Origin of the sequence: Truepera radiovictrix DSM 17093, from assembly GCF_000092425.1 — a bacterium.
In the GTDB taxonomy this organism is placed as follows: Bacteria; Deinococcota; Deinococci; order Deinococcales; family Trueperaceae; genus Truepera; species Truepera radiovictrix.
Genome location: NC_014221.1, coordinates 268,171 through 288,983, shown reverse-complemented (window position 1 = coordinate 288,983; position 20,813 = coordinate 268,171). Strand labels below are relative to the sequence as shown.

General features: G+C 66.0%; 17 protein-coding genes, 1 tRNA gene and 2 rRNA genes. 6 read left to right on the top strand and 14 right to left on the bottom strand.

What is annotated here, in order from left to right:
* Window positions 1-68 precede the first annotated feature (68 nt).
* From TRAD_RS01270 to trkA, 4 genes are read right to left on the bottom strand one after another with little or no spacing between them, the layout of a single operon-like run.
* Window positions 69-743 carry a 3'-5' exonuclease gene (locus TRAD_RS01270; protein WP_013176767.1) on the bottom strand — a complete coding sequence of 225 codons (675 nt, stop codon included), beginning with the start codon at window positions 741-743 and terminating at the stop codon, window positions 69-71.
* 9 nt (window positions 744-752) lie between these two features.
* The gene (locus tag TRAD_RS01265; RefSeq protein ID WP_013176766.1) at window positions 753-2,612 is read right to left on the bottom strand and encodes a putative nucleotidyltransferase substrate binding domain-containing protein; all 1,860 of its coding nucleotides are present in this window, start codon (window positions 2,610-2,612) and stop codon (window positions 753-755) included.
* A gap of 56 nt (window positions 2,613-2,668) precedes the next feature.
* Window positions 2,669-4,135 carry a TrkH family potassium uptake protein gene (locus TRAD_RS01260; protein WP_013176765.1) on the bottom strand — a complete coding sequence of 489 codons (1,467 nt, stop codon included), beginning with the start codon at window positions 4,133-4,135 and terminating at the stop codon, window positions 2,669-2,671.
* 18 nt (window positions 4,136-4,153) lie between these two features.
* Window positions 4,154-5,497 carry a Trk system potassium transporter TrkA gene (trkA, locus tag TRAD_RS01255; RefSeq protein WP_041947085.1) on the bottom strand — a complete coding sequence of 448 codons (1,344 nt, stop codon included), beginning with the start codon at window positions 5,495-5,497 and terminating at the stop codon, window positions 4,154-4,156.
* A gap of 146 nt (window positions 5,498-5,643) precedes the next feature.
* Here trkA and TRAD_RS01250 point away from each other — a divergent pair, with 146 nt between their 5' ends.
* The 3 genes from TRAD_RS01250 (at window position 5,644) to TRAD_RS01240 (ending at window position 8,734) form a co-directional block, all read left to right on the top strand.
* Window positions 5,644-6,411, top strand: coding sequence for an SDR family oxidoreductase (locus TRAD_RS01250; RefSeq protein ID WP_013176763.1), 768 nt, complete (start codon window positions 5,644-5,646; stop codon window positions 6,409-6,411).
* Window positions 6,412-6,547: 136 nt separating this feature from the next.
* The gene (locus tag TRAD_RS01245) at window positions 6,548-7,987 is read left to right on the top strand and encodes a TrkH family potassium uptake protein (protein ID WP_342606922.1); all 1,440 of its coding nucleotides are present in this window, start codon (window positions 6,548-6,550) and stop codon (window positions 7,985-7,987) included.
* A gap of 36 nt (window positions 7,988-8,023) precedes the next feature.
* Window positions 8,024-8,734: a potassium channel family protein gene (locus tag TRAD_RS01240; RefSeq protein ID WP_425358646.1), complete on the top strand. Its 711-nt coding sequence runs from the start codon at window positions 8,024-8,026 to the stop codon at window positions 8,732-8,734.
* A gap of 43 nt (window positions 8,735-8,777) precedes the next feature.
* Here TRAD_RS01240 and lnt read toward each other — a convergent pair whose 3' ends face one another.
* The 4 genes from lnt to TRAD_RS01220 form a co-directional block, all read right to left on the bottom strand.
* Window positions 8,778-10,352, bottom strand: a complete 1,575-nt coding sequence (gene lnt / locus TRAD_RS01235) for an apolipoprotein N-acyltransferase (RefSeq protein ID WP_281054498.1) — start codon at window positions 10,350-10,352, stop codon at window positions 8,778-8,780.
* A 257-nt stretch (window positions 10,353-10,609) separates the two neighbouring features.
* Window positions 10,610-10,685 (bottom strand) — tRNA-Gly (locus TRAD_RS01230).
* Window positions 10,686-10,728: 43 nt separating this feature from the next.
* Window positions 10,729-10,845: ribosomal RNA gene (gene rrf / locus TRAD_RS01225) — 5S ribosomal RNA — on the bottom strand.
* Window positions 10,846-10,896: 51 nt separating this feature from the next.
* Window positions 10,897-13,848, bottom strand: a 23S ribosomal RNA gene (locus TRAD_RS01220).
* A gap of 254 nt (window positions 13,849-14,102) precedes the next feature.
* On the opposite strand from TRAD_RS01220, the gene TRAD_RS01215 reads away from it, so the two are divergent.
* Together TRAD_RS01215 and TRAD_RS01210 are read left to right on the top strand one after the other, a co-directional pair.
* Window positions 14,103-14,528 (top strand): methylglyoxal synthase, encoded by a 426-nt coding sequence (locus TRAD_RS01215; RefSeq protein WP_013176759.1) that lies wholly within the window; start codon window positions 14,103-14,105, stop codon window positions 14,526-14,528.
* Complete coding sequence (locus TRAD_RS01210; RefSeq protein WP_013176758.1) at window positions 14,525-14,776, top strand: hypothetical protein; 252 nt, start codon at window positions 14,525-14,527, stop codon at window positions 14,774-14,776. Before TRAD_RS01215 ends, TRAD_RS01210 begins: the two co-directional genes overlap by 4 nt.
* On the opposite strand, the gene ppk1 is transcribed toward TRAD_RS01210, so the two are convergent.
* Both ppk1 and TRAD_RS01200 read right to left on the bottom strand, forming a co-directional pair.
* On the bottom strand, window positions 14,773-16,860 hold the full coding sequence (gene ppk1 / locus TRAD_RS01205; RefSeq protein ID WP_013176757.1) for a polyphosphate kinase 1: 2,088 nt from the start codon (window positions 16,858-16,860) through the stop codon (window positions 14,773-14,775). The genes TRAD_RS01210 and ppk1 overlap by 4 nt on opposite strands.
* Before the next feature lie 133 nt (window positions 16,861-16,993).
* On the bottom strand, window positions 16,994-17,425 hold the full coding sequence (locus TRAD_RS01200) for an OsmC family protein (protein ID WP_013176756.1): 432 nt from the start codon (window positions 17,423-17,425) through the stop codon (window positions 16,994-16,996).
* 76 nt (window positions 17,426-17,501) lie between these two features.
* Between TRAD_RS01200 and TRAD_RS01195 the strand changes: the two genes are divergently transcribed.
* The gene (locus TRAD_RS01195) at window positions 17,502-18,086 is read left to right on the top strand and encodes a 5-formyltetrahydrofolate cyclo-ligase (RefSeq protein WP_221401625.1); all 585 of its coding nucleotides are present in this window, start codon (window positions 17,502-17,504) and stop codon (window positions 18,084-18,086) included.
* Here the strand turns inward: TRAD_RS01195 and TRAD_RS01190 are convergent.
* From TRAD_RS01190 to hisA, 4 genes are all read right to left on the bottom strand, one after another.
* Entirely contained in the window at window positions 18,070-18,471 is a 402-nt protein-coding gene (locus tag TRAD_RS01190; RefSeq protein ID WP_013176754.1) for an acyl-CoA thioesterase, read from the bottom strand. The two genes, TRAD_RS01195 and TRAD_RS01190, sit on opposite strands and share 17 nt — an antisense overlap.
* Window positions 18,472-18,710: 239 nt before the next feature.
* On the bottom strand, window positions 18,711-19,097 hold the full coding sequence (locus tag TRAD_RS01185) for an acyl-CoA thioesterase (RefSeq protein WP_013176753.1): 387 nt from the start codon (window positions 19,095-19,097) through the stop codon (window positions 18,711-18,713).
* A 45-nt stretch (window positions 19,098-19,142) separates the two neighbouring features.
* Window positions 19,143-19,946 (bottom strand): bifunctional DNA-formamidopyrimidine glycosylase/DNA-(apurinic or apyrimidinic site) lyase, encoded by an 804-nt coding sequence (gene mutM / locus TRAD_RS01180; RefSeq protein WP_013176752.1) that lies wholly within the window; start codon window positions 19,944-19,946, stop codon window positions 19,143-19,145.
* A gap of 10 nt (window positions 19,947-19,956) precedes the next feature.
* Entirely contained in the window at window positions 19,957-20,655 is a 699-nt protein-coding gene (gene hisA, locus TRAD_RS01175) for a 1-(5-phosphoribosyl)-5-[(5-phosphoribosylamino)methylideneamino]imidazole-4-carboxamide isomerase (RefSeq protein ID WP_013176751.1), read from the bottom strand.
* Between the last annotated feature and the right edge of the window lie 158 nt (window positions 20,656-20,813).

Sequence of the window (20,813 nt, the reverse complement as noted above, 5' to 3'; positions counted from 1 at the left end):
CGCGCCAGAGCACCGCGACCCGCCCCTCGGGGCGGGTCGGTCTTTTTTGGGCTCATGACGCGGGCGCCCTAGCGTAAAAGGCGCCGCAGCGGCAACCCGCCCGAACCCTCCCGTTCGGCGGTGAGGGCCAGGAGCAGCTCGGCGGTCGCGAGCGCGTCCGAAAGCGCGCTGTGCGCGGCGTAGCGCGGCAGCCCGTAGCGCGCGCGCACCGCGTGCAGGCGCAGCGCGTTTTCGTCCACCGCGCCGTGGCGCTCGGCGCTGCGCGCAGCCAGCGCCAAGGTGTCGACCACGCGCACCAACAGGGGGCCGCCGAAGTGCTCGCGGCAGAGCCGGTCTAAAAAGCGCAGCTCGATCGCCGCGTGGTGCGCGACCAGCACCCGCCCCGCGAGCACCGCCAAGAGTTCGGCGAGCACCGCCGCCGCGTCCTCGCCGTCGGCGACCGCGTCGTCGGTCAGGCCGTGAACGGTCGCGCTCTGGGCGACCTCGCGCTTCGCCCGCAGCACCGCGTAGCGGGCGGTGGCGAGCTCAATGGCGCCCGCGCGCACGAGCACCCACCCGACGCTCAAGGGGGCGTCCCACCGTGGTCGGAGGCCGGTCGTCTCGAGGTCCACGGCGACGTACTCGGCGTCGCGGCAGCTCCCGCGCGGGTCGGGGAGCGCGTGCGCCAGAAAGCGCTGCAGCGGCGGCGCGACGCGCCGTCGGCGCCACCACCGCCGCCGCGCCTCGAGCACCCAGTCCCACATCGGGCGACGCTAGGCCACGAAACGGGTCTGAAAGCGCGTGGCGAGCGCGCTCTGCATCCCCCGCACGATGCTAAAGGCGTCCTTGAGGTGCCGCCTTTCAAAGGGGGAGAGCTCGGCGGGCGACACGAAGTGGTCGGGCCGCTGTCCCGCGCGCACCTGCTGCCCCTGGTGGCGCAACCGCAAATAGGCGATAAACTCGAGCGCGTCCTCTAGGTCGCGCGCCCCTTCGTCGCTGAGCACCCCCGTCGCCGCCGCCGCCCGCAGGCGCGCGCGCGTGCTCACCTCGCGGCGCCCGCTAGCGAGGGCGTAGACGCGCGCGAGGTCGACAATCGGCGCGATCCCCTTGTGTTTGAGGTCCAAGGTCTGCGCGTGCTCGCCCCCCCCTTCGAGGACGAACTGCCGGAAAAACCCGAGCGGCGGCCCGTGTTGCAGGGCGTTTTTGGCGAGGTGCGCCAAAAACGCGCCGTGCTGCGGCGCGCGCGCCGCGACCTCGCTCAGGAGCGCCTCGGCGAGGGCGTCTTCGCCGCGCAGGGCGCGCATGTCGAAGAAGATGGTGCTGTGTAGCAGCGCTTCGGGTTCGGGCTGCTCGAGCCACCCCCGAAAGCGGCGGCGCCACGCCCCCAGCGGTTGGCGCCACGCCGGGTTGGTCGCCATCACCCCACCCGGGCAGTAGGGGAAGCCGCACGCGGCCAGCGCGTCCGAGACGAAGCGGGCGAGCTCGGCGAAGTACGCGTCTTGCGCCGGCGTCACCTCGTCAGCGAGCACGAGCGCGTTGTCCTGGTCCGAGCCCACCGTGGCCTCGAGGCGCGCCCGCGAACCGAGCACCACCCAGGCGTAGGGCACTGGCGGCGGGCCGAGGGCCGCCTCGGCAAGCTCCAAAAGGCGCCCCTCGAGGGTGTCGGCGACGGTGGTGACGAGGCGCCCGACCTCGTCAGCGGTGGCGTCCGCCTCGACAAGCCGCCGCACGGTCTCCGGCAGGCGGGCGCTGACCTCGGCGAGCCCCGCGACGGTCGTCTGTTTGAGCAGGTCGCCCACCAAGTAGACGGGGCTCGAGGTCTGCAGCCGCATCAGGTCGGTGCTGCTCACGAGCCCCAAGAGCCGCCCACCACCCGTTACAGGCAGGTGGTGGATGTTAAAGCGGGTCATCGTCAACAGCGCCTCGAAGGCGTAGGCGCCCTGGTCGACCGTGCGCGGCGCCGGCGTCATCACCTCGCGCACGGGGGTGCTGTAGGGGCGCCCCTGGGCGACGACCCGCCCCCGCAGGTCGCGGTCGGTGAGGATCCCCACGACGCGCCCCTCCTCGAGCACCACGACCGACGAGATGAGGTGCTCGTACATCACCTCGGCGGCCCGCTGCACGCTCACCTCGGGGGTGACCGTGACGGGGGGCCGCAGCGCGAGGTCGCTGACCCGCACGTTGAGTAGCGGCAGCTCGGTGGAGCGGTGCAGCCCCCGCAGGGCGCGCTGCAACCGCAGGGTGCGCGCCTCGGCAAAAAACTGCGCGAACGCCTCGCTCTCCTCCATGAGCGCCCGGAAAACCCCCCCCGGCAGGTCGTAGAGCAGGGTGTCCTCGATCGCCGTCGCCGTCGTTTTCGCCCGACCGTCGCTAAGCAGTGAGGGGTAACCGAACACCTCCCCCGCCCCGAGCCGCGCCTCGAGCGCCCCCTCGGCGTCCCGCAGCTCGACGGCGCCGCTACGCACGACGAAGAGCGCGTCGTTGGGGTCGCCGCAGGTCAAGATGCGCGTCCCCCGCCGGAAGTAGCGGACCGAGAGCTTGCTCGGCAACCGCGCCAGCGCCGCTTCCGGCAACGCGTCGAAGGGGGCGTGCGCGCGCAGAAAGTCGCGCACCTCGGCGAGTTCGGCGTCCATAGACCAGTCTACCCCCGCTTATCGAGGTCGGGCGGCCCGCGTCGGCGGTGTACGCGCTACCAGGAATGGGTGGCCCGACCCCGAGGGCGCCGCCGCGGCAGAATCCAGAAGCGCCGGTCGAAGATCACCAGCATGGTGAGGAGCTCGAGCCGCCCTGCGATCATCATCAGGCTGAGCAGCACGCGGCTTACGGGGTGCAGGTGGCTAAAGTCGCTCATCGGCCCGACCCCCGCGAGCCCCGGCCCCACGTTGCCCAAACACGCCACCGAGGCGGTAAAGGCGGTGACGAGGTCGGCCCCGAGCCACGCGAGCACGAGCGTCGAGAAGCCCACGGTGCCGAAAAACAGCGCGACAAAGGCCGACACCGCCCGCATCACCTCCTCGGGGATGGTCACGCGGCCCAGGTAGATGGGCATGACCACCCGTGGGTGGAGTGTCCGGCGAATTTCGCGCACCGTGCTCTGCCCAACCATCAGCCAGCGGACGATCTTGACCCCGCCCGCCGCGCTCCCCGCGCTCCCCCCGACGAACATGAGCATCACCAGAAGCGCCTGCGTCCGCTCCGGCCAGGCGGCGAAGTCGGCCGACGCGTACCCCGTCGTCGTGAGGATGCTGAGCACCTGAAAGGTCGCGTAGCGCACGGCCTCGAGCGGCTCATAGAGCTCGAGCAACCCGAGCGTCACGAGCGCCGACACGGCGGCGATGATCGCAACGTAGGCGCGCAGCTCGACGTCGTGCCAGAAAAACCACGTCCGCCCCTGCAAAAGCCGCTGGTAGAGCGCGAAGCTGATGCCGGCAAAAAACATAAAGACGATCGCCACCCACTCCACGGGCGCGTCAAAGCCCTCGAACGAGTTCGCGTAGGGGCTAAACCCCGCCGCCGACACGGTCGTAAAGGTGTGCGCGAGCGCGTCGAACCAGCCCATGCCCGCCCCTCGGTAGGCGAGCGTGCAAAGGAGCGTCAAGCTGAGGTAGATAAAGAGCACCGCCGAAGCGGTCTGTGACAGCCGCGGGGTCAGCTTCTCTTCGGTGGGGCCGGGCAGCTCGGCGAAAAACAGCTGCCGTCCGGCGATGGCGAGCTGCGGCAAGACGGCGATAAAGAGCAGGATGATGCCGACCCCCCCCAGCCACTGCGACACCGCGCGGTACATGAACATGCTCGGCGCAAACCCCTCGAAGACGTTTAGCGCAGTCGCCCCCGTCGCGGTAAACCCGCTCGAAGACTCGAAAAAGGCGTCTATCCAGCCCATACCGCCGTTGACCACGTAGGGCACCGCGCCCACGAAGGTCAGCGACAGCCATAGCAAAGAGACGCCGATGAGCGCCTCGCGCCGCGCGGGGCGCGCGTCTTGCCGCCCGATCACGGTCAGGGGCGCCCCGACGAGGAGCGCGAAAGCGACCGTCCAGACAAACCCGAGGGTCGGGTCGCCGATGAGAAGGGCGTAGAGCGCGAAGACCAGGTTGAGCAGCGCGAGCCCCAACAGCCCTACGCCGACGACGAAGGGGGTAAAGCGTCCGCGCACGACCTGCAGCCTACCGCGTTAGTAGACGCTCTGCAGCTGACCGAGCCAGCGTTGCACCGCGCCGACGTTGTCGGGTGTGGTCACGATGTAGAGGTGATCGCCGTGGCGCAGGGTCGTCTCGCCGGTCGGGATGATTACCTCATCCCCGCGCAACACCGCCCCGATGAGGCTCCTCGGGGGCGCCCCCAGGTCGCGGATGCGGCCCACTTTGCACGAGGGGGGGTAGACGACGTCCATCACCTCGGCGCGGTCCTCGATGCTGGCGAGGTGTTCGACGTTGTCGAGGTGCAACCAGTTGAGCACCTCCTGGACGGCGGCGGTGCGCGGCGTTAGGGGGATGTCGATGCCGACGCGCTCAAAGAGGCGCCGGTTGCGCGAGCGGCCGACGCGGGTGATGACCTTGGGGATGCCCAGCTGCTTGCCGAGCAGCGAGACGAGCAGGTTTTTGGCGTCGTCGTCGGTGAGCGCCAAGAGCGCGTCGGCGTCCTCGATACGCTCGCTCTCTAAAAGCTCCAAGTCGGTGCCGTCGCCGCGCAACACGAGCACCCCGGGGAGCCACTTCGCCAGGCGCTCGCAGCGCGCCTCGTCCTGCTCGATCACGGTCAGGTGCGCGCCGTCGCCCTGCAGCTCCTCGGCGACCATAAAGCCGACGTTGCCGCCGCCGATGATGACCACGTTCGGGTGGCGTTTGCGGCGGGCGAAGCGCGCTTCAAAGGCCCGCATGCTGTTGGCGGTGCCCATAAAGATCGCCTTGTCACCAGGGGCCAGCACCGTGCGCCCGGAAGGGATCACGAACGCGTCCCCCTGGATGGCGCCGGCGACGAGCACGTTGGCGGGCAGACGCACCTCGGCGAGGGGTTGGTGCAAAAAGGGGTCGCCCGGCTCGAGCTTGTACTCTAGAAGCCGCACCCGCCCGTCAGCGAACGCGGTGCTGATCACCGCCCGCGGCACCCGCACGATGTCGACCATCTGCTTGGCCAGGGTGCGCTGCGGCCAGAGGAGCCGGTCGATCACCAACCCGACCGTCTTCATCGAGCCCGTTTCGGCGAACGCCTCGACGTAGCGTTTGCGGGTCACAAAGGCCATCGTCTCTTTCGCGCCCAGACCTTTGGCCGCGAGGCACGCGAGCACGTTGACGTCGTCGTTGATGGTGCAGGCGATAAAGGCGTCCGCGCGCCCCGCCTGAGCGGTACGCAGATCCTCGGGGTCGGCGCCGTTGCCGTGCACGAAACGCACGTCCATCGCCTCAAAGGCCGCCGCGCGGTCGGGGTCGGTGTCGACGATGGTGATGTTGTGTGAGTGCTGGAGCGCCTCGGCGATCTGCGAACCGATCTCGCCGCCGCCGACGATCACGACGTTCATGCGCCCTAGCATACAAAAACGGGGCGCGCGCAGGGCTCAAGCCCGCCCAAACGTCTACCCTAGCACGCTGACCTCCAGGTGACCTTACCCGCGACCCCATTACCCCGACGCCGACACCGCTAGGGTAGAGCTGTAAGGAGACGAACATGGACAAGCTGTTAGCAGGTAAAGTGGCGCTCATCACGGGTGGCTCGAGCGGCATCGGGCGCAGCATCGCGCTGCGGTTTGCCGAGCACGGCGCGAGCGTCGTCATCGCCGACTTGCAGGCGGAACCCCGTGAGGGCGGCACACCGGTGCACGAGGAGGTGCAAGCGCGCGGCGCTCGAGCCGCGTTCGTGCGCTGCGACGTCACCGCGCTCGGCGAGCTCGAGGCGGCCGTAGACGCTGCCGACGCCTTCGGCGGCCTCGACGTGATGGTGAATAACGCCGGCATCTTCCGCGGCAAAGACGTGCTCGAGGTGACCGAAGACGAGTTCGACACGATGATGGCGATCAACGTCAAAGGGGTCTTTTTCGGCTCGCAGCTCGCCGCCAAACGCATGATCCGCAAGGGTGGCGGCAGCATCATCAACCTCTCGTCGGTCGCGGGACTCCAGGGCACCGCGCAGTACGTCCCCTACTGCGCCTCCAAGGGCGCGGTGCGCCTCATGTCGTACGCGCTCGCCGACGAACTCGGCCCCAAGGGGATTCGGGTCAACAACATCCACCCAGGCCTGATCGAAACCACCATGACCACGGGTGACGTAGCGCTCTTCGGCGCCGAGTCGGGTGAGCAGATGCTGCAGAGCATCCCGCTCGGGCGCGGCGGCAAACCCGAAGACGTGGCCGACGTCGCCCTCTACCTAGCGAGCGACCTGTCGCGTTACGTGACGGGGGCGTCGCTCGTCGTCGACGGGGGATTGAGCCGCTTTTAGCGACCCAGCACGACGTACAGCGTACAGCGCACCTGCCAAGGCGGAGGCGCTCGCGGCGGGGGTGGGGGTCGAGGCCCTTACCCCCGCCCTTTTGGTCACCCGCCCCAGACTCGGCGCAGCGTCGGTGTGATAGCTTATGCCGTGCTTCTGCGCACCCCGCCGGGGACCGCGACCGACCTCCGGCATCACCCACTCCCTTCGAGACCGACCCCGCACCATGGTTGACCGCGGTTCTATCCGTCCCCCGCGGCGAGCGGCCCCCTCCCCGGCCAAGATCATCGCCCTTTACTTCGTGAGCGCGATCGCTGTCGGCACCCTGCTCCTTTGGCTCCCCATCAGCCACGCGCCCGGCGCCGAGATCGGTCTGCTAGAGGCGCTCTTTACCGCCACCAGTGCCCTCTGCGTTACGGGGCTCGTCGTCGTCGACACGGCGACCGCGTGGAGCATCTTCGGCAAGGTCGTGATCATGCTGCTTATCCAGGTCGGCGGGCTCGGCATCGTCACCCTCGGCACCCTCGTCGCGCTCCTGTTGGGACGGCGGGTAGGGTTTCGGGAACGGCTGCGCGCGGCGGCGCAGGTGAACGCCTTGCAAACGGGCGGCATCGTCAAACTCGTGCGCACGATTTTCCTGATCTCGCTCGGTTTTGAAGCGGTGGGGGCGCTCCTTTTGTACCCGACTTTCGCCGCGCTGCACGGCCCCGGCATGGGCGCTTTCTACGCCTTTTTTCACGCCGTGAGCGCCTTTAACAACGCCGGCTTCGCCCTCTATTCGGAGAACCTCACGGGGTTCGTGCGCGACCCCACGGTCAACCTCGTCCTGGCGGCGCTCTTTATCACCGGAGGGCTCGGCTTTCTCGTGCACCTCAACCTCTGGGCGCGGTTGCGTCACGGCAGCCACTTTCAGCTCACCTTGCAGAGCCGCTTCGTCCTGCTGACGAGCCTGGGCCTCGGCCTCCTCGGTTGGGTGGCGGTGTGCCTCTTTGAGTGGACCAATCCGCAGACCCTGGGCGCGCTCCCCTGGCCCAGCCGCCTCCTCGCCGGTTTTTTCCAGGGCGTAACGCCGCGTACGGCGGGGTTTAACACCCTCGACTACGCGCAGGTACGCGAACCGACGCTCCTCGTGACGATGGCGCTCATGTTCATCGGTGGTTCGCCGGGGTCGACGGCGGGGGGGATCAAAACGGTGACCTTCGCCGTGCTCGCGGCGAGCGCCTGGAGCATGGTGCGTGGACGCGGCGAGCTGACCGCCTTTGGGCGCCGCGTCACCACCGAGACCGTCGTCAAAGCGGGGTCGGTAGCGCTCCTCAGCCTCGGCATCGTCTTCGGCGCCATGCTGCTCCTGAGCATCAGCGAGACGGTGCCTTTGGTGCCTTTGATGTTCGAAGCGTTCTCGGCTTTCGGCACCGTCGGCTTGTCGCTCAACCTCACCCCCGAACTTAGCGCGCCGGGACAGCTCATCGTGACCCTGCTCATGTACCTCGGGCGTATCGGACCGCTCACCTTCGCCGTGGCGCTCGTGCAGGAGCCGCGCGACAGCCCCATCACCTATCCCGACGAGGGGGTCATGATCGGCTAACGCAGCCAACCGACCGGGGGGCCGTGAGGATGCATAATAGGCGCGCGACATGTCACGACCCCGAAAGGACCTGGAGTGAAAGCAAAGCAGTTTCTGGTGATCGGCGCGGGCCGTTTCGGCTCAGCCCTCGCGACGACCCTCTACGAGTTCGGTCACGAGGTCGTCGTCGTCGACCGCAGCGAGGAGCGCGTCGAGCGGATCATGGACCGCGTGACGCACGCGGTCATCCTGGACGCCACCGACGAGGAGGCGTTGGCCAAGCTCGGCCTCAACACCTTCGATAGGGTCGTCGTGGCGATCGGCAACAACCTCGAGGCGAGCATCCTCAGCATCGTCGCCGCCAAAAACCGCGGGGCGAGCTACGTCATCTCCAAAGCGACGAGCGAGATCGCCGCCCGCGTCATGCTCAAGGTGGGCGCCGACCAGGTCGTTCGCCCGGAGCACGACATGGGCGTGCGCGTCGCCAAGACGCTCGCGACCCCGAGCATCGTCGACGCCTTTCCGCTCGGCGAAAACTACGAGGTCATCGAGTTTCAAGCGCAGCGCAACCTCTGCGGCAAACTCAGAGACCTCAAGCTCGCCAACCGCTTCGGCGTCGAGGTCATCGCCGTTAACCGCAACGGCAAGCTCGAGCTAAGACCCGGCCCCGACTTCGTCGTCTCACCCGGCGACAACGTGGTGCTCATCGGGGAGACACGAGCGCTCAAACGGCTGCGCGACCACTTCGCCCGGGTGAGCGCGGCGTAGACCACGCAACCCACGGCACGCCACCCGCCGCGACTAGGTGGGCTTAAGTGCGCACGACGATGACGGCGGTGCGTGACGCCTGGGCCTTGACGGCGCGCGCACCGCTGAAGAGGGCGACATACCCCCCTAACACGAGGATGAGCAGGTCGCCGAAGCGGACGTAGGGGGTGATGACGTCCGCTGCACTGTAGCTCACCTCCAGAGAACCCCGCTCGCCGCGGGGCAGCCGGGCGCCGACCCGGCCGAGGGGATCGACGACCGCCGTGATCCCATCGTTACCCGCGCGGAGCAGGTGGCGCCGCGTCTCGATCGCCCGCACCGTCCCCATGGCGAAGTGCTGCTCCGCGCCGCCGCCGAAGCCGAACCACGCGTCGTTGGAGATGTTGACCAGTACCTCGGCACCACGAGCGACCATCGTGCGCGGTACCTGCGGGAACACCGACTCGTAACAGATGTACGCTGCCGCCACGACCTCTTGCAGGGTGAGCGGCCGGATCTCCTGCCCCGGCGGGCGGCTCTGCAGCAGCGGATAACCGAACCAGCCAAAAACCGTCCGGTAGACGGGGGTGAGCACGTCGATCAGCGGGAAAAACTCCCCGAAGGGCACCAGGTAGACCTTGTCGTAGCGGTCCGTGACGTTGCCCCCCTCGAGGCTAAAGGCGCTGTTCGAGGCGCTAAACGCTTCGCGCCCGTCGATCGCCCCCCCACCGGTGATCACCGGCGCGCCGCCAGCAGCCGCCTGAATCTCGTCGCGCACCGCCTGCGCCCCCCAGTGCACCAGGTCGAGACCGCTCGCCAGAAGCTCTAAGGTCACACCTTCAGGCCAGACGACGAGGTCGGGGGCTGGACCTTCCCCAACGCCCTCGCGCGTCAGACGGGTGTAGAGCTCGAGCTCCCCTTCGAGCTCGAGCGCCCGACCGTAAGGATCGGTGCTCCCCTGCACGAGCAGCGCGCGGCGGTCCACCGCGACGTCCCACGTGCGCAGGCGGTGGGTGCCGTAGCCGTAGCCCGCAACCGGGAGCGCGAGCGCGCCCAGGAGAGCCGCAGCTATCCCGACGCGCGGTCGCCACACCGGCTGCCTCGCGCGCCGCCCCCGCGTGGCTCGGGGCCGCCTGTAGGCGAAAGGGGATACAGACAGCGCGAGGGCGACGAGGGTCACCAAGCTGACACCATAGACCCCCGCGAGATCGGCGAGCTGTACGAGCGGTGTTCCCACCCATACGTAGCCGAGCGCCCCCCAGGGAAAGGCGAAAACACCCTGCGTACGCGCCCACTCCATCAGCACCCAGAGCGCGGGGAGCAACCAGAGCGCCCCCGCGCCGCGGCCACCAAGGGCTCGAGCAGCGAAGGTCACGATCCCCCAAAAACACCCCAACACCGCGATCAGCGGTGGGTAGAGCAGCCAAAACAACCCCCCCGAATAGGGGGCAAACGATTGCGGGAGCCACAACAGGTGCAGGAAGAAAAACCCTACAGCGCAGAAAAAACCCGCCCAAAAGGCATCTCTTTTGCGCGGTGCGTTCGCGCTAAGCAGGAGTACCGGGCCGAGCGACACCACAAAGGGCCAGAGGCCGAGGGGGGGAAAGGCAGCGCTTAGGAGCGAGCCGCAGGCAAGCACGAGAAGGGCACGAACCCAAAACACACCCGCTACGCTACCACACGGGGCGTTTTACGCTGTTTTCCAGATCCCATATGCGCTTAGCAGGTGCGCTCCACACGAGCCTCGTCGCGGCGCCGCCGCCCGACCAAGCCGCGCTGTCAGCCGGCCGCTTGGGCCACAGCCACACACCGTCCGCGCACCCCCGTGGGCGCAAACCCAAAAAAACCCGCCTAAAGTGGCGGGTTTTCCTGTACGCGTCGCTCACGCGGCTTGTTTGGAGCGGGAGACGAGATTCGAACTCGCGACATCCACCTTGGCAAGGTGGTGCTCTACCAACTGAGCTACTCCCGCGTACCGGGGGATCATCACGCTGATCCCCCACCTCAAGATAAGGTCCTCGCGCCGACCTACTTTTGCAGGGGGTCGCCCCCCAACTATCATCGGCGCTGGCATGCTTAACTTCCGAGTTCGGGATGGGATCGGGTGGGTCCATGCCGCTATAGGCGCGAAGAGCAAAATAACGACAGCGAAACGGCGATAAGGGGGATGAGTCCATAAACTAGAGGTTAAGTCCTCGACCGATTAGTACTGGTCCGCTAAACACGTTGCCGTGCGTACACGCCCAGCCTATCTCCCGGTGGTCTTCCGGGGGTCTTACTCCCACAAGGGGATGGGAAAGCTCATCTTGGAGTCGGCTTCGCACTTAGATGCTTTCAGCGCTTATCCGTTCCGCACATAGCTACTCAGCTTATGCCCTTGGTAGACAACTGAGAAACTAGCGGTGCGTCCATTCCGGTCCTCTCGTACTAGGAACAGCTCTCCTCAACTTTCCTACGCCCACAGCGGATAGAGACCGAACTGTCTCACGACGTTCTGAACCCAGCTCGCGTGCCATTTTAACCGGCGAACAGCCGGACCCTTGGGACCTTCTCCAGCCCCAGGATATGACGAGCCGACATCGAGGTGCCAAACACCGCCGCCGCTATGAACGCTCGGGCGGTATCAGCCTGTTATCCCCGGGGTAACTTTTATCCGTTGATCGATGGCCCTTCCACTCGGTACCACCGGTTCACTAGGACCGACTTTCGTCCCTGCTCGACCTGTATGTCTCGCAGTCAAGCTCCCTTATACCCTTACGCTCTACGCACGATTTCCGACCGTGCTGAGGGAACCTTTGTGCGCCTCCGTTACGCTTTGGGAGGCGACCACCCCAGTCAAACTACCCGCCTAACACTGTCCCTCACCTGGATCACAGGCGCAGGTTAGACGTCCGAACCCATCAGGGTGGTATTTCACCAGCGACTCCACCGATGCTGGCGCACCGGCTTCAACGTCTCCCACCTATCCTACACAGATCGGTCCTAACGCCAATATCAAGCTGTAGTAAAGCTCCACGGGGTCTTTTCGTCCTGCTGCGGGTAGGCCGCATCTATACGGCCAGTTCAATTTCACCGAGTCTCTCTCCGAGACAGCGCTCCAGTCGTTACACCATTCGTGCAGGTCAGAACTTACCTGACAAGGAATTTCGCTACCTTAGGACGGTTATAGTTACCGCCGCCGTTCACCGGGGCTTCATTTCAGGGCTCTCACCCCTCCACTTAACCTTCCGGCACCGGGCAGGTGTCACACCCTATACCTCCCCTATCCGGGTTCGCAGAGTGCTGTGATTGTGGTAAACAGTCGCTAGAGCCGATTTCCTGTGCCCGCCTCCCGCAAGCCTTCGCTCACGGTACCCGCGGAACCCCTTCTCCCGAAGTTACGGGGCCATTTTGCAGAGTTCCTTAGAGAGAGTTCTCTCGCGCGCCTTAGTGCTTTTACACTCGCCCACCTGTGTCGGTTTTCGGTACGGGCGCTCTCGCTTCTTCGCTTAGAGGGTTTTCTTGGCACCCTGGATTCAACCAGTTATCACCCCCGTGGGGGCTTCCCGAACAACGTCACTCTCACGCAAGGCGGATTTGCCTCTCCTTGCAAGCTCCGTTGCCCGCCGGGCTTAGCCATTGCTCCGGTTGGCCTATCCTAATGCGTCACCCCATCGCTCCACGAAAGCGGGACGGGACTATTAACCCGTTGTCCATCGACTACGCCTCTCGGCCTCGCCTTAGGTCCCGCCTAACCCTGAGAAGACGACCTTTACTCAGGAACCCTTGGGCTTTCGGCGGAAGGGATTCTCACCCTTCTTATCGTTACTCATTCCTGCATTCGCACTTCCGATGCCTCCACGTGTCCTTCCGGTCACGCTTCAACAGCCTACGGAACGCTCCCCTACCCATCGGTGGCAAATATCATCTGTCAATTGACAGATCATACCTCCAACAATGCCGCAGCTTCGGTGCAGCGCTTAGCCCCGATCATCTTCGGCGCAAAGACACTCGACTAGTGAGCTATTACGCACTCTTTAAAGGAATGGCTGCTTCTAAGCCAACCTCCTAGCTGTCTCGGCGTCTTCACATCCTTCTCCACTTAGCGCTGACTTCGGGACCTTAGCTGGCGGTCTGGGTTGTTTTCCTCTCGTCTGCGAAAGTTAGCTCACGCAGACTGACTCCCGGGGTCTCGAACAGTAGCCTTCAGAGTTTGACAGGGTTTGGTAAGCGGGTAAGCCCCCTAGCCCAATCAGTGCTTTACAGCCACTGCTTATCCCCCGAGGCTAGCCCTAAAGCTATTTCGGGGAGAACCAGCTATCTCCAGATTCGGTTAGCTTTTCACTCCTAACCACAGCTCATCCCAAGAGTTTTCAACCTCAACGGGTTCGGACCTCCACTCCCCGTTACGAGAGCTTCATCCTGGCCATGGCTAGCTCATCTGGTTTCGGGTCTACTACGTGCGCCTATTCGCCCTCTTCAGACTCGCTTTCGCTTCGCCTTCGCCTCACGGCTTAAACTCGGCACACACAGTAAGTCGCAGGATCATGCTTCAAGAGGCACGCCACAACACACCTATGGTGCCGTGACTGCTTGTAAGCACACGGTTTCAGGGACTCTTTCACTCCCCTCACGGGGTGCTTTTCACCTTTCCCTCACGGTACTGGTTCGCTATCGGTCAGTCGGAATATTTAGCCTTGCGGGGTGGTCCCCGCAGATTCACTCAGGATTTCGCGTGGCCTGAGCTACTCAGGTGCCAGCCTCGCCTCCGTGCCTTTCGCCTACAGGACTCTCACCCTCTATGGTGCGCCTTTCCAGTACGCTTCGGCTAAACACTCGGGTCTAATGAGCTGGTCCTACAACCCCAAGGCCCGTAGACCTCGGTTTGGGCTCCTCCGCTTTCGTTCGCCACTACTCACGGAATCGAGTTTTCTTTCCTCTCCTCCAGGTACTTAGATGTTTCAGTTCCCTGGGTTCCCTCCTCATACCCTATGTGTTCAGGTATGGGTAGCAGAGGTTCGCTCTGCTGGGTTTCCCCATTCGGATATCCCCGGATCACCGCTTGCTTCCAACTCCCCGAGGCTTTTCGCAGGTAGCCACGTCCTTCTTCGGTTCGACTGCCTAGGCATCCACCGTGTGCCCTTAGTAACTTAACCCCTAGACCTTCTCCTAAGAACGCGCATCAGAGTGCATCAACACACCCCTCCGCTTTAACGCTCCTTATCGCCTATTCCGCTGTCATGGTTCGCGCCGCCTCGCGGGCGGCAAAAAAGAGCTTATACCTAGAGGCCCCGTTATGTCAACCCCCCGCAAAGCCGGGGGCCGGTAGGGGCTCAACGGCTCCGGGGTTGCACGCAGCGGGGTGCTCGGGCGTTGTAGCTTTGCCCCCCGTAGCGCCGTAAAATAGACCATGAAAAGCGTTGCGCTTATTGCTCACGACAAGAAAAAGCTCGACCTGGCCATCTTTGCAAAAGACCATGCGGAGGTCTTGAGGCGCTTTCCGCTCATCGCGACGAGCACCACGGGCGGGGTCCTCGAGCGTAAAGCGCAGCTAAAGGTCGAAAAGCTGCTCTCCGGACCGCAGGGGGGGGATCTGCAGGTCGGGGCGCGCATCGCCGCCGACGAGGTGATCGCGGTGATCTTCTTCCGCGACCCCTTGACGGCCCAACCCCACGAACCCGACGTCTCGGCGCTGATGCGCATCTGCGACGTGCATGAGGTGCCGCTAGCGACGAACCTGGGGACGGCGGAGGCGATCATGGCCTGGCTCGAGCGGCAGCTTGGCGAGGAGGAGCGCAGGGCAGAACGTCACGAGGGCGAGAAGGAGGCCAGATGAGCAAAGAGCTGATCGAATCGTTTTTGCAGGGCATGCGCGAGCGTCACGCCGAGGAGATCGAGGCTATCGAGCTCCCCGAAGGGACCGAGGCCTACCTCGAAAACCGCATCCAGGCCGGAGACGTCGCCACGCTGACCTTTATGATCAAGCTGGCGTACTTGATGGGGCTCCACACGGGTTACGCGGCGGGTGCCGGTGGGAGCGGCACGACCCCGCCCCCCCCTCAGCGCGGCCCCCTACAGGCCTAACGCCCCCCCATCAGCGCAGCGCGCCGCGCTGAAATCTCCAGCAGGCGCTCCTGCGCGTCGAGCCGACGCTGGCCAGCTTTGCGCTTGGCGCGCACGTAGGTGCCGTCGGGTTGGAGTTCGCGCGCCTTGACGTTGTCGCGCAAGCACAGGTCGAGCACCTGCATCACCTTCTTTTTCACCGCGGGGTCCTCGACGGGGAAGACCGCTTCGACCCGACGGGTGAGGTTGCGCTGCATCCAATCGGCCGAACCCAGATAGAGGCGTTCGTCGCCCCCGTTAGCGAAGTAGAACGCGCGCGAATGCTCCAAAAAGCGTCCCACGATGCTGCGCACGCGAATCGTCTCGCTGACGCCTTCGACGCCGGGGCGCAGACAGCAGATGCCACGAACGATGAGGTCGCACTGCACCCCGGCTTGTGATGCGCGGTAGAGAGCACGGATGACGCGCGGGTCGACGAGCGAATTCATCTTGGCGATGATGCGCCCCTCCCCGCCCGCCCTGGCGTGCGCTTCTTCGCGTTCGATAGCTGCGGCGAGCTCGCCCCGCAGCGTCGCCGGCGCCACCCACAGCTTGCGCCAGCTGCGCTGTTTGGAGAAGCCGGTGAGGTAGTTGAAAAGCTCGGAGACGTCAGCGCCCAACTCGGGGTCGCAAGAGAGCAGCGCAAAGTCGGTGTAGACGGTGCTGGTGCCGGGGTTGTAGTTCCCCGTACCGAGGTGGACGTAGCGGCGGATCTCCGAGCCCTCGCGGCGGACGATCAGAAGCGCTTTGCAGTGGGTTTTAAGGCCCGCAAAGCCGTAGACGACGTGCACCCCGGCGCGCTCGAGCTCGCGCGCCCAGACGATGTTGTTCTCCTCGTCGAAGCGCGCTTTGAGTTCGACCAGAGCCGTGACCAGCTTGCCGTTGCCCGACGCTCGGGCGAGCGCCGCGACGACCGGCGATCTCCCCCCGACGCGGTAGAGCGTCTGTTTGATGGCGAGCACGTCGGGGTCGTCGGCGGCCTGCTCGATCATGTTCAAAACGGCGTCGAACGAGTGAAAGGGGTGGTGGATCAAGACGTCTTGCTGCCGGACGATGGCGAAAACGTCGGAGCGGCCGCGGTACTCGGTCGGCAGGCGCGTGTTAAAGGGCGGGTAGCGCAGTTCGGGGAGGTCGAGCTGCGTGAGCTCCATAAAGTCGCCGACGTTGAGGTGATTGTCGACGCGGTAGACGTCGTTTTCGCTGAGCTTGAGGGTCGTGCGCAAAAAGTCGGCCCAGTGCTCGGGCATACGCGCGGTGATCTCGAGCCGCACCGCCTCCCCCCAACGGCGCTTACGGACTTCGTCCTCGATCACCTGCAAAAGGTCGTCGGCCTCGTCCTCGGCGATCTCGAAGTCGGCGTCACGCGTCAGCCGAAAGTCGTAGGTCGCGCGCACCTCATAGCCCGGAAACAGCGCGGTGACCTTGCTGCGAATGACCTCCTCGGAGAGGACGAAGCGGAAGGTGCGGTCGCCGTCATCGAGGGGTGGCAGCCGCAGAAAACGCGGCAGCACGCTCGGCACCTGCACGACAGCGGTTTTGGCCTCGCCGCGATCGGGGTCGAAGAGCTCGACGAGGAGCGAAAAGCTCAGGTTGGGCAGGCGCGGAAAGGGGTGGCCGGAATCGACCGCCAAGGGGGTCAGCACGGGGAAAAGCTCCCGGTCGAAGTAGTCGTCGACCATCTCGCGATCGCTCGGCGCGAGCTCACCGACCGAAAGCAGCTTGAGCCCGTGCTGCTCCAAAGCGGGGAGCACGTCTTGGCGCAGCACCTTGCGGTGGCGCGCGATCAGCGGCCTGAGGGCCTCTGAAACGGCCCTCAGTTGCTCCGCTGGCGTCAGACCGTCAAAGGAGCGCTCGACGATCCCCGCCGCGACCTGCTCTTTGAGCCCGGCGTAGCGGATCATGATGAACTCGTCTAGGTTGGTGCTAAAGATCGCCAGAAACTTCAGGCGCTCTAAAAGCGGGTTCTCCTCGTCCTCGGCCTCCTCGAGGACGCGTTCGTTAAACTGTAACCACGAGAGTTCACGGTTGAAGTAGAGCTTAGGGTCGCTCAGGTCGGGCTCGGCCATGAGGTGTAGCGTAGCAAATCGCCGTCTCCGACTCAGGGTGTTGTGGCGGAGTCTTTTGCCGGACGTCGCCGATAGATGAGGTCCCTGCAGCGCTGCGTGAAGCGTCCGGGGTTCGGGTCCAATCCGCTCCGCTCTACGTTGTAGCGCGCACCCCTTCAGCAGCCTGCAGGTGCACCTCAAACGAGATCGCCGCGTTGAGGCTCGCCGCCACCGAGCAGTACTTGTTCATCCCGAGGTCGACAAAGCGCGTCGCCGTCTTTTCGTCGAGGCCAGGGACGTCGAAGACGTGTTTGGCGTGGATGCGGGTGTAGGGCGCGGGGGTCGCGTCGGGCCGCTCGCCGGTGAGCTCGATGTGGTAGCTGCGCACCTCGAGGCGGCGCTTTTTAAGCATCTCTACGATGTCATAAGCCGCGCACGCGCCGAGGGCGTTTAAAAGGAGCTCCATCGGCCGCATCCCGGTCTGCGCGTGGGTCTCGCCGTCGATCATGACGCGCTGGCCTTCGGGGGTGATGCCGACAAAGCGTTTGTCGACGAGGTGATAGACGGTGGTGGTTTTTGTCGCCATAGCACCAGTATGCGCCGCGCTCACCCGCCGGCGATAGAGGGGCTTTGAGTCCGGCACGACCCGGTACACTGGTAGCGTGGCGCAGCACGCAGGTCGGTACGTGAGTAGCGCGCAGCGGGAAAAGGGGCGGCTCCGCCGCTGGGCCAAGGGGGTGCGCGCGAAGCTGGAGACCGCCGCCTTGAGCCAGCGGGTCGTCCAACACGTGCTCGCCTGGCCCACGTTTGGGGCGGCCCAGCATGTACTCATCTACCTCGCCTTCGGCGGCGAGCTCGAGCTGGGCGGGCTCCTCGAGGCGGCCCCGCACAAGACCTTTTACGCCACGCGAACCGGTAGCGACGGCGCGCTCACGGTCCACCCGCTAGGGGCGGGCGGTGAGCTCCGAAGGCACCCCTACGGCTTTTTGCAGCCGCCGCCGAGCGCCCCCACCCCACCCGAGCGCATTGACCTCGCGTTCGTTCCGGGGCTCGCGTTCGACCCCCAAGGCCACCGCCTGGGCTACGGCAAGGGTTTTTACGACCGCCTGCTCCCGCAGCTGCGCCCCGGCGTAGCGATCGTCGGGGTCGTGCCGGAGGCGCTCGTCGTGGCGCAGCTCCCCGCCGAGAGGCACGACCGGCGCGTGACGCACCTCGCGACCGAGAGGGGTCTTAAGCCGGTTCTTTAGCGGGCTCGAGCTGCGCGCGCAGCGCCTCGGGCAAGGGGGTGGGTTGTTGCGCCTTAAAGTCGAAGAGCACCACGACCGAACGCACCTTGGCGGCGAGCTCATCGTCGGCGTACACCTCCTGGTCGAGCGTGACGCTCGTGCGGCCGAGTTTGCTGACCCGCGTCATGACGTAGACCGCCTCGCCGAAGCGGATCTGCCGCAGAAAGTCGAGCGCGATGTGCGCCAGGATGACGAACACGCTCCCGCGGCCCTCGCGGGGGAGCACGCGGTTAAAGAGGTCGACGCGCGCCTGCTCGGCGTAGAGGGCGTAGGCGATGTTGTTGAGGTGCCCCAAGGCGTCGGTGTCGCTAAAGCGCACTTGGATGTCGGTGCGAAAGGGTTCCATAGAAGGTGAGGATACCGCGCCGCCGCTTCGCGGCGGGCGCGCGCTCTTGGTGGTGGTAAAAACGTTGGCGCCGCTTACGCTAGCGGGGGTCGCCCGGTTAGCTACGGCGCATGAGCAGAGCTCGCTCTGCGCGCGCGTTCCGAAAGGACGGCGGTAGGAGGTGAAGCTGCCAGTAGCGGCTCTATGGGTGAGTGGCCCGTGGTCTGTAGCCCTTGGCTCGTGGGGTACCGCTGGAGCCCCTAGCCGAGCGGCTCGCCCGCCTCGAGGCGCTTCCTGACGCGCTCTGGAAACGCTTTGGGCGCCTGCGCGCGCGCGTCGAAAAGCACCACGACCGAGGTGACCGTCGCCGCGGCCTCGTCGTCGGCGTAGACGGTCTGCTCGAGCGTCACGCTGCTCTCCCCGACCTCCTGGACGTCGGTCGTGACGTGCACCGCTTGGCCGAAGCGCACCTGGCTCTGAAAGCGCAGCGTCATCTCGGCGAGCAAGAGGTAGGTGTCGGGGCCGCGCAGCGCGTCTAAGAGGTCGGCGCGGGCGAGTTCGGCGTAGACGGCGTAGGCAGTGTTGTTGAGGTGGCCCTGGGCGTCGGTGTCGCTAAAGCGCACCTGGATGTCGGTCCGGTGAGGCATGGCCCCATCGTAGGGCCCCCGTCGGCGCGCCCTGTAGAGCCCCCGCTACGGTGCGCCCGGGCGCGCTCTGGGTGGGCGTTGGCAGCGCGCGCAAAAGTGCGTACCGCGCCCCCCGAGGGTCACTTTGCGCAGCGGACTCCCGCAGCGCGGGCACGGTTTTTCGGCGCGGCCGTAGGCCTGCAGCTGGAGCGCGTAGGCGCCCACCTCGCCGTTGACCGTGCGGTAGTCCTGCAACGTCGTCCCTTTGGCGCGCAAGCTCGCCGCCAGAACCTCACGGATGGCCCCAGCGAGCTGCGCCGCTTTGGCTCTAGAGACCTCGTTAGCGGGCGTCAAGGGGTGGATGCGCGCGCGCCAGAGCGCCTCGTCGGCGTAGATGTTGCCGACCCCCGAGACCGGTTTTTGCGAGAGCAAAAAGGGTTTGATGGGCGTGCGCGAGCGCTGCAGCGCCCGGTAGAGCGCGTCCCCCGTAAAGGCCGCGCTCAAGGGTTCGGGCCCCATCGCGCTCAAAGTCGGCAGCGCCTCGTAGGCGCCCGAGGGCACCACCAGAAAGCGGCCGAAGCGCCGCGCGTCCCGAAAGTAGAGCGCGCCCCCCTCGGAGAGCTCGAGCCGCACGCGGACGTGCTTGGGCGCGGGCTCGGGGCTCAAAATACCCGTCATCCCGAGGTGAATGATCAGGTCGTCCCCCCCCGACAGGGGGAGGATCAAAAACTTGCCGCGCCGCGTCACCGCCAGGATGCGCTGGCCCACGGCGCGCTCCAGCCGAGCGTACTTGGGCCCCGGGGGGGCGTCGACGAGGGTGGCTGCGAGGATCACCCGACCCCGGACGTAGGGCTCGAGCTCGCGGCGCACCGTCTCGACTTCAGGCAGCTCGGGGATAGCGGACCCGCCCCTCGTAGAGCGCTTTGCCGACGATCGCCCCGTTGAGCCCCAGGCTCTCGTAGAGCTCGAGGTCGCGCTCGCTCGCCACCCCACCCCCCGCGACGAGCGTGTGCGGGCACGCGCGGCGCATCAAGCTGACCGGCTCCGGGTCGACGCCCAAAAGCGTCCCGTCGCGCGCGACGTCGGTGTAGATCAGGTGCCTCACCCCCTGCGCCGTCACGCGCTCGGCGAGCACCGTCGCAGCGACCGCGCTCGTCTCCGTCCAGCCTTTGACGGCCACGAGGCCGCCTTTGGCGTCTATGGAGACCGCGACGCGCTCGGCGCCGTAGCGCGCCAAAAGCGCGTCGAGAAGCTCCGGGTGCGTGACCGCGGCGGTACCGAGGATCACCCGCTCGACGACGTCCAAGAGGCGTTCGGCAGCCTCGAAACTGCGCACGCCGCCGCCGACTTCGCACTTGCAGGGCAGCTTGGCGATCCGCGCGATGACCTCTCGGTTGTCCCCCCGCCCGAAGGCCGCGTCTAGGTCGACGAGGTGCAACCAGGTCGCCCCGCGGTCGACCCAGTGCCGCGCCGCGTCTACGGGGTTGTCGAAGTACACGGTCTCGTCCTCGGCGCGCCCCTCGACGAGGCGCACCGCCCGCCCCCCTTGGATGTCGACCGCTGGAAAGATCTCGAACATGCTGCCGAGTATAGCGCGCAGCTCTTCAGCGCAAACGTGTCCGGTCAGCGGCGGCGGGGACGGGCGTGGCGGCTGCCGCTCCCTACCGCGCCGGCGAGGGGATCAAAAGGGTGTTCGCTGACGTTCAGTTGTGTTCACTTTTCATGGTGGGAGGCGTA

Excerpts from the sequence above, each read along its gene's own strand:
- TRAD_RS01270 (WP_013176767.1), bottom strand. The coding sequence starts at position 743 with ATGTGGGACTGGGTGCTCGAGGCGCGGCGGCGGTGGTGGCGCCGACGG.
- TRAD_RS01265 (WP_013176766.1), bottom strand. The coding sequence starts at position 2,612 with ATGGACGCCGAACTCGCCGAGGTGCGCGACTTTCTGCGCGCGCACGCC.
- trkA (WP_041947085.1), bottom strand. The coding sequence starts at position 5,497 with ATGAACGTCGTGATCGTCGGCGGCGGCGAGATCGGTTCGCAGATCGCC.
- TRAD_RS01250 (WP_013176763.1), top strand. The coding sequence starts at position 5,644 with ATGGACAAGCTGTTAGCAGGTAAAGTGGCGCTCATCACGGGTGGCTCG.
- TRAD_RS01245 (WP_342606922.1), top strand. The coding sequence starts at position 6,548 with ATGCCGTGCTTCTGCGCACCCCGCCGGGGACCGCGACCGACCTCCGGC.
- TRAD_RS01215 (WP_013176759.1), top strand. The coding sequence starts at position 14,103 with ATGAAAAGCGTTGCGCTTATTGCTCACGACAAGAAAAAGCTCGACCTG.
- TRAD_RS01210 (WP_013176758.1), top strand. The coding sequence starts at position 14,525 with ATGAGCAAAGAGCTGATCGAATCGTTTTTGCAGGGCATGCGCGAGCGT.
- ppk1 (WP_013176757.1), bottom strand. The coding sequence starts at position 16,860 with ATGGCCGAGCCCGACCTGAGCGACCCTAAGCTCTACTTCAACCGTGAA.
- TRAD_RS01200 (WP_013176756.1), bottom strand. The coding sequence starts at position 17,425 with ATGGCGACAAAAACCACCACCGTCTATCACCTCGTCGACAAACGCTTT.
- TRAD_RS01190 (WP_013176754.1), bottom strand. The coding sequence starts at position 18,471 with ATGGAACCCTTTCGCACCGACATCCAAGTGCGCTTTAGCGACACCGAC.
- TRAD_RS01185 (WP_013176753.1), bottom strand. The coding sequence starts at position 19,097 with ATGCCTCACCGGACCGACATCCAGGTGCGCTTTAGCGACACCGACGCC.
- hisA (WP_013176751.1), bottom strand. The coding sequence starts at position 20,655 with ATGTTCGAGATCTTTCCAGCGGTCGACATCCAAGGGGGGCGGGCGGTG.